We start from the raw sequence: 5,474 nt of genomic DNA, 5'->3' as shown, positions 1-5,474 counted from the left end.
CAGCTGGGCGGCGATCTCCTGGTTGGACAGTCCCTGCGAGACGGCGAGCAGCACCTCGCGCTCGCGGTCGGTGAGCCCGTCGTCGTACGCCGCGTCACGTCCGGCGGGCAGCGCGGCGAACCGTTCGATCAGGCGGCGGGTCACGCGGGGGTGCAGCAGCGCCTCACCCGCGGCGACCACCGCGATCGCCTCCAGCAGCTGGTGCGGGCGGGTGTCCTTGAGCAGGAACCCGCTCGCTCCCGACCTCAGCGCCTCCAGCACCAGGTCGTCGTCGTCGAACGTCGTCAGCACGAGGATGCGGGTCGCGCCGCAGGCAGGGTCGGCCAGGATGGTCCGGGTCGCGGCCAGACCGTCGAGGTGGGGCATCCGGACGTCCATCAGCACCACGTCGGGGGCGGTGCGCCGGCACAGCGTGATGGCCTCCAACCCGTCGCGGGCCTCGCCGACGACCTCGACCCCGTCCGCCGACCGCAGCAGCAGCACGAACCCGGAACGCACCAGGTCCTGGTCGTCCACGACGGCCACCCGGATGGGCGGCGGGCCACTCATCGGCGCGACTCCAGCGGCAGGGTGGCGTGGACGCGGAAGCCGCGACCGTGGCCGCCGTACGCCACCGTGCCGCCCACGAGACGGACCCGCTCCTCGAGACCGACGAGGCCGTGGCCACGTGCCTTCCGGCCGGCGGTGCGGGGCGGGCCGGGGTCKGTGACCTCGATGTCGAGGGCGGTGGCCGAGGCGGTGACCTCCACCGTGGCGGTGGTGGCGGCCGAGTGCTTGACGACGTTGGTCAGCGACTCCTGGACGATGCGGTACGCCGTCAGGGAGACGGCCGCGTCCAGCCGCGGTGTCGCACCCGATCGCACCAGGTCGACCTCCAGGCCCGCGGCGAGCAGGTCGTGGGCCAGGGCCGGCAGGTCGTCGACCCCCTGGCCCGGTGGGCGGGTCCCCTCCCGGGGTTCCTCGCGCAGCATGCCCAGCATCGAGCGGGTCTGGTCGAGGGCCCGTCGGCTGGTCTCGGCGATGGTCTCTAGTGCCTGCTCGGCGGCGTCGGGATCGGTGCGGATGACGTGGGCACCCACGCCGGCCTGCACGGCGATCAAGGACATGCTGTGCGCCACCACGTCGTGGAGCTCGCGCGCGATGCGCAGCCGCTCCTCGGTGACCACGGCGTGCAGCGTCGCCTGCTGCTGCTCGCGCCGGGACCGGACGGCCTCGCCCGCCGCCCACGCGGCGACGAGCAGGGCGAGGGCGAGCAGGACGTCCTTGGTGCGCAGGTCGGGCACGCCGGCCAGCCCGAGCACGACGAAGCACGAGAGCCCGGCGACGAGCCCGATCGCCGCGTCGCGCCGGCGACCGTGCGTGGTGAGCGAGTAGAGGCTCAGCAGCATGAGGATCGACAGCAGGCCGATGTAGTGGAAGGTGCCGCTGACCACCATGGCGCCCACGAGGAACACGGCGTACGACGCCCGGGGCCGCGTGCGACGCCATGCCAACGCGCCCGCCGCGACGACCGTGGCCACTGCCGCGAGCAGGTCGGGCTCGTGCAGTCGCGGGTCGATCTCGGCGACGTCCGTGGTGAGGAGGGACGTGAGCGCCAGGGCCGCGGCCACGATCCCGATGACGGGGTCGAGCCAGTGGTCGAGGCGTCGCCACAGCGAGTTCCCCCCGCTGCCCCGGAACGCCGGTGCGGCCGACTCGGCGCCCATCCCTGGAGGCTACGCGCGGAGGTGGGGCTCGCGCCTCTGTCCCGGGACGTATGTCACGCCGGGACGGACCGCCACACCGGGCCGCGCCCGGACGGGCCCGACGTCAGGCGGTCTTCGGGAAGCGAACCCCGGTGTTGGCGTGGCACCGGTAGCCGAAGGGGTTCTTCGCGAGGTACTGCTGGTGCTGGTCCTCGGCGTAGTACCACCCGGCCTCGGACGCGGGCCGGATCTCGGTGGTGATGGACCCGAGGCGGCGCCGGGCGAGCTCGTCGCCGTAGACCTTCGTCAGCTCGCGAGCGGTGGCCTCCTGCTCGGGCGAGGTGACGTAGAGCGCCGAGCGGTACTGCGTGCCGACGTCGTTGCCCTGCTGCATGCCCTGGGTCGGGTCGTGGATCTCGAAGAACTTCTTGACCAGGTCGGCGTAGGACACCACGGTCGGGTCGAAGACGATCCGCACGGCCTCGGTGTGACCGGTGCGGCCCGAGCAGACCTCCTCGTACGACGGGTGCGTGGTGTGGCCACCGGCGTAGCCGACCGACGTGGACCACACGCCCGGCACCTGCCAGTAGATCTCCTCGGCGCCCCAGAAGCAGCCGAGGCCGAAGATCGCGACCTCGTGACCGGCCGGGACCTCGTCGCTCACGACGGGTGTCTTGAGGACCACGTGCTCGCCGAGGGTCCACGGGGAGGAGTCGCGGCCGGGGAGGGCCTCGTCAGCGGAGGGGAGGGTGGAGGGCTTGCCGAATCCGAACATGGCCCCATTCTCCCCGGGCGGACAAGTCCGTCATTCCAGCAGCACGTGACTCCGTCACTCCAACAGATAGAACCGCCAGAAGCCGAAGTCCTCGATGGGGAGCGTCTCGCAGGAGGGGAACCCCGCGTCGCGCCCGTACGCCGCCAGGGTGGAGGGCCGCATCACGGTCCCGGTGCCCACGCTCGGGGGCGACGAGAGCCCGTCCGGCAGGCACACGAAGAGGCTGAAGCCGTACATCAGCCGCTCGAGCTCGTCGCCGTCCGGGGCGAACTCCTCGGCGACCGCCTCGTCCATCACCACCAGCGGTGCGCCCGGGTCGAGGGCGCGACGGACGGCGGCCAGCACCTCCACGGGGCGGGGCATGTCGTGGACGCACTCGAATGCGAACGCCGCGTCGTAGGCGGCGCCCTCCAGGGTCCCGGCGTCCGCGTGGGTGAACGTGATCCGACCGTCGACGCCGGCGGCACGCGCGTTGTCCCGTGCCATCGCCACCGACGGCTCGTCGATGTCGATGCCGGTGAACGTGGCGTCGGGGTAGGCCCGCGCCAGGGCGATCGTCGACCACCCGCCTCCGCAGCCGACGTCGAGGACCCGTGCGCCCGGTGTGGAGAGCCTGTCGTGCAGTGCCGGGACGGAGGCGAGCGCGTCGGCGAGGCGGTGCTCGTACCAGGGGCGGTTGGCGTCGGCCTGACCCGTGCGGGCGTCGTCGCCCAGGTCGTCCCAGCTGACGCCGCTGCCGTCGCGGTAGGCCGCGAGCAGGGCTGGGAGCACCGGTCCGACGGACCCCACCAGCCGGGCGACGGGCGTCAGGTAATCGAGGCTGGAGGTGTCGGTGAGGACCTCGTGCATGCCCTCGGGAAGGAGGAAGACGGGATCGCCGGACGCCGACGCGGGATCGGTGGCCAGCAGGGACGTGACGGCCTGCTGCTCGAGCCACTCCCGCGTGTAGCGGGGATCGGTCGCGGTGCGCGACGCCAGCTCCGTCGCCGTCGCCGGACCCTCGTCGGCCAGGCTGCGGTAGTAGCCGAGGCGGTCCCCGAGGTAGATCGAGAGCAGGTCGACCGCACCGAGGACGGCGCCGAGGACCCGCTCCGCCGCGGCACCGGTCGGGCTGCTGGTCGAGGCGCTGGGTGGGACGCCGGTGGGGTCGTCGGTGGAGTCGTCGGTGGGGTCGTCGGTGGGGTCGTCGGTGGAGGTGGTCATCCTCGATGGTCCCGCCGTGCCTACCGGGAGGAAAGCCCTTTCGCCCCACGAGGTTCCGGGTGGGCCGGGGGCTGCGTCTAGGCTCGATCCCGTGACGTCACAGGAACACGTGAGCAAGGCCGGCTTCGAGACGCGGGCGATCCACGCGGGCTACGAGCCGGACGAGATGACCGGGGCGGTAATCCCGCCCATCTACGCCACCAGCACCTACAAGCAGGACGGTGTCGGCGGCCTGCGCGGCGGCTACGAGTACAGCCGCTCGGCCAACCCGACGCGTACCGCGCTCGAGGGCGCCCTGGCGGCCGTGGAGATGGGTGAGCGGGGCTTCGCCTTCGCGAGCGGCCTGGCCGCCGAGGACTCCCTGATCCGTGCCCTGACCCGGCCCGGCGACCACGCGGTCATCCCCGACGACGCGTACGGCGGCACCTTCCGCCTCTTCGACAAGGTCGAGAAGGTCTGGGGTCTCGACCACAGCCCGGCCCCGGTGAGCGACGTCGATGCCGTCCGCGCGGCGATCCAGCCCGGTCGCACCAGGCTGGTGTGGGTGGAGACGCCCACCAACCCGATGCTCACGATCGGCGACATCGAGGCCCTCGCCGCGGTCGCCCACGACGCCGGGGCCCTGCTGGTCGTCGACAACACCTTCGCCTCGCCGTACCTCCAGCAGCCGCTGACCCTCGGCGCCGACGTGGTCGTCCACTCGACGACCAAGTACGTCGGGGGGCACAGCGACGTGGTCGGCGGCGCCCTGGTCGTGCGCGACCACGAGCTCGCCGACGCGATCACCTTCCACCAGAACGCGATGGGTGCCGTGGCCGGACCGTTCGACTGCTTCCTCACCCACCGAGGGCTCAAGACCCTCGGCGTGCGGATGGACCGGCACTGCGACAACGCCGAGAAGGTCGTCGAGTTCCTCTCCTCGCACGCCTCCGTCACCGAGGTCATCTACCCGGGGCTGGAGTCCCACCCCGGGCACGAGGTGGCCGCGAGGCAGATGAAGCGCTCCGGCGGGATGGTGTCGTTCCGCGTCGCCGGCGGCATCGACCAGGCGCTGCGCGTCTGCGAGTCCGCCGAGGTCTTCACCCTCGGGGAGTCCCTCGGCGGCGTCGAGTCGCTCATCGAGCACCCGGGCCGGATGACGCACGCCAGCGTCGCCGGCACCGACCTGGAGGTGCCCGCCGACCTCGTCCGGCTCAGCGTGGGCATCGAGACGATCGACGACCTGCTGGGCGACCTCGACCGCGCCCTGGGCAGCGCCCTGGGCACTGCGAGCTGACGGACGCCCCGCCGTGGCCGATCCCGACATCCGCTTCACGCTCGCCAACGAGCGGACCTTCCTCGCGTGGGTGCGCACAGCGATCGGCCTGATCGCGGCCGGGGTCGCCGTCTTCCGCCTGCTCGACGAGTCGATGGCGACGACCGTCCTGACCGTGGTGCTCCTCGCCGCGGGGGCGCTGGCAGGGTGCATCGGCTTCCTGCACTTCCGGGGGGCCGACCGGGCGATCCGCCGTGGGGACACGATGCCGACCAGCATGCTCACGGTCACGGTGATGACCGCCGGTGTGCTCGTCGCCGCCGTCGTCGCCACGGTGAGCGTGTTCCTCACATGAGCCCCCGTCCGCGGGACGAGGGCCGTCCCGGCACCGTCATCTGCGTCGACTTCGGCTCCACCTTCACCAAGGCGGCGCTGGTCGACCTCCGGGCCGGCGCCATCGTCGCCGCCGCCAGCCACCCGACCACCCTGCCGGACCGGGACGGCGTCGGTGACGTCCTCGACGGGTACGACGCGTGCCTGGCCGTCCTGGTCGCCC

General features: G+C 72.7%; 7 protein-coding genes. 3 read left to right on the top strand and 4 right to left on the bottom strand.

Translation table 11 applies throughout. The features are described from left to right. From ACXJKL_RS13345 to ACXJKL_RS13330, 4 genes are all read right to left on the bottom strand, one after another. On the bottom strand, window positions 1–549 hold a 549-nt coding region (locus ACXJKL_RS13345), incomplete at its 3' end, for a response regulator (RefSeq protein WP_457207531.1). Further along, complete coding sequence (locus tag ACXJKL_RS13340; protein ID WP_457207530.1) at window positions 546–1,706, bottom strand: sensor histidine kinase; 1,161 nt, start codon at window positions 1,704–1,706, stop codon at window positions 546–548. The genes ACXJKL_RS13340 and ACXJKL_RS13345, both read right to left, overlap by 4 nt. Before the next feature lie 103 nt (window positions 1,707–1,809). Next, entirely contained in the window at window positions 1,810–2,460 is a 651-nt protein-coding gene (msrA, locus tag ACXJKL_RS13335) for a peptide-methionine (S)-S-oxide reductase MsrA (RefSeq protein ID WP_457207529.1), read from the bottom strand. Window positions 2,461–2,514: 54 nt separating this feature from the next. Next, window positions 2,515–3,663 (bottom strand): class I SAM-dependent methyltransferase, encoded by a 1,149-nt coding sequence (locus tag ACXJKL_RS13330; RefSeq protein WP_457207528.1) that lies wholly within the window; start codon window positions 3,661–3,663, stop codon window positions 2,515–2,517. Between the two features lie 91 nt (window positions 3,664–3,754). Here ACXJKL_RS13330 and ACXJKL_RS13325 point away from each other — a divergent pair, with 91 nt between their 5' ends. From ACXJKL_RS13325 to ACXJKL_RS13315, 3 genes are all read left to right on the top strand, one after another. Further along, complete coding sequence (locus ACXJKL_RS13325) at window positions 3,755–4,939, top strand: cystathionine gamma-synthase (RefSeq protein ID WP_457207527.1); 1,185 nt, start codon at window positions 3,755–3,757, stop codon at window positions 4,937–4,939. 13 nt (window positions 4,940–4,952) lie between these two features. Beyond that, window positions 4,953–5,273, top strand: a complete 321-nt coding sequence (locus ACXJKL_RS13320) for a YidH family protein (protein WP_457207526.1) — start codon at window positions 4,953–4,955, stop codon at window positions 5,271–5,273. After that, the coding region (locus ACXJKL_RS13315) for a glutamate mutase L (RefSeq protein WP_457207525.1) at window positions 5,270–5,474 on the top strand (205 nt) is incomplete at its 3' end. The genes ACXJKL_RS13320 and ACXJKL_RS13315, both read left to right, overlap by 4 nt.

The sequence above is a fragment of the Nocardioides sp. P5_C9_2 genome, assembly GCF_054049555.1.
The sequence above is the reverse complement of the archived record's forward strand: the minus strand, read 5'-3'. Positions and strand labels throughout refer to the sequence as shown.

Bases quoted from the DNA above. Each gene is read 5' to 3' on its own strand.
- msrA (WP_457207529.1), bottom strand. From the start codon at position 2,460: ATGTTCGGATTCGGCAAGCCCTCCACCCTCCCCTCCGCTGACGAGGCC.
- ACXJKL_RS13330 (WP_457207528.1), bottom strand. From the start codon at position 3,663: ATGACCACCTCCACCGACGACCCCACCGACGACCCCACCGACGACTCC.